The 1497-nt window shown below is 71.2% G+C and carries 1 protein-coding gene; it reads left to right on the top strand.

What is annotated here, in order from left to right; all coding sequences use genetic code 11:
• Positions 1–64: 64 nt before the first annotated feature.
• The coding region (locus ACIOFR_RS42320; protein ID WP_401006182.1) for an ISL3 family transposase at positions 65–1497 on the top strand (1433 nt) is incomplete at its 3' end.

The raw sequence follows: 1497 nt of genomic DNA, 5'->3' as shown, positions 1-1497 counted from the left end.
CTCTTGTGATCATTTGCGGTCCCCGGCTGACGGGGTGGCCCCGCTGCTGTGACGATCAACCGCCATGAGCGACGTGATCGTAGAAGACGTGCTGTTCCCGGACCTGGCCGGCCTGCTGGTGCAGGACGTCGATCTCGTGGGGGGCGAAGTGCGGGTGGTGGCACGGGCCTGCACGACCGGGGCGAAATGTCCGGCCTGCGGCGCGCTGTCGCTGCGGGTCCACAGCGGCTACGAACGTCAGCTCACGGACTCGGCGGTGGGTGGCCGCCGGGTCGTCGTGCGGCTGCGGGTCCGGCGGTTCCGCTGCGCCACCGCCTGGTGCCCGCGCACGACCTTCGCCGAGCAGGTCACCGGCCTGACCTTCCGCCACGGCCGCCGAAGCACCCGCCTGCACACAACCTTGCAGGCCATAGCCCTGATGCTCGCGGGCAGAGCCGGGGCCCGGCTGGCCGAAGCACTCGATACCTCCGTCAGCCGCTCCACCCTGCTGCGACTGGTCCGGGCACTGCCCGACCCGCACATACCCACACCCCGGGTGCTGGGAGTCGACGACTTCGCCCTGCGCAAGGGGCATGTCTACGGAACCATCCTGATCGACGTCGAGACCCGCCGACCCGTCGACGTGCTCCCCGACCGGGAAGCGGCCACCTTGACCCGGTGGCTGGTCGACCACCCCGGCGTGGAGGTCATCTGCCGCGACCGCGCCAGCGCCTACGCCGAGGGCTCCCGCCTCGGCGCACCCGCCGCGGTCCAGGTCGCGGACAGGTGGCACCTGTGGCACAACCTCTGCGAAGCCGTCGACAAGTGCGTCACTCGCCACTCCTCCCACCTGCGCGAACCCGCCCAGGTCCCCACCGCGGCGGCCACGGCGGCCGCGGTCGCCGAACTGGAGAGTGCCGCCCGGGCCGGCAAAGTGGTGGGGTCCGCCCACCGCTATGCGGACCGCACCCGCGAGCGCCACCGAGCAGTCCACGAGCTGCTCGGCAAGGGACGCAGCCAGCGCGCGGTCGCCCAGGAACTGGGCCTGGCCCGCGGCACCGTGCGCAGATTCGCCAACGCCACCACCCCCGAAGAACTCAGCACGGGCAAGTGGCAGAACCTCCCCAGCATCCTCGACCCCTACAAGCCCCACCTGCACCAACGCTGGCAGGAGGGCTGCACCAACGCCCGGACGCTGTTCGAGGAGATCAAATCCGCCGGGTTTCCAGGCCGGTGCACGATCGTCCGCGAGTACCTGCGCCCGCTTCGATCCGCGCTGGACCCGGCAGGCCGCGCGTCCAAGCCGCCCTCGGTGCGGGACGTGACCGGCTGGATCACCAGGCACCCCGACAGCCTGACCTGCGAGGACACCCTCAAGATCAAGAGTATCCTCGCCCGGTGTCCCCAGCTCAGCACCACCGCCGAACACGTCCGCTCCTTCGCCGAGATGATGCGCGACCGCGCCGGCCACCACCTCACCGAGTGGCTCGACCAGGCCCACGCCACCGACCTGCCCGA

Origin of the sequence: Kitasatospora sp. NPDC088346, assembly GCF_044740765.1 — a bacterium.
GTDB lineage: Bacteria > Actinomycetota > Actinomycetes > Streptomycetales > Streptomycetaceae > Kitasatospora.
The sequence above is the reverse complement of the archived record's forward strand: the minus strand, read 5'-3'. Positions and strand labels throughout refer to the sequence as shown.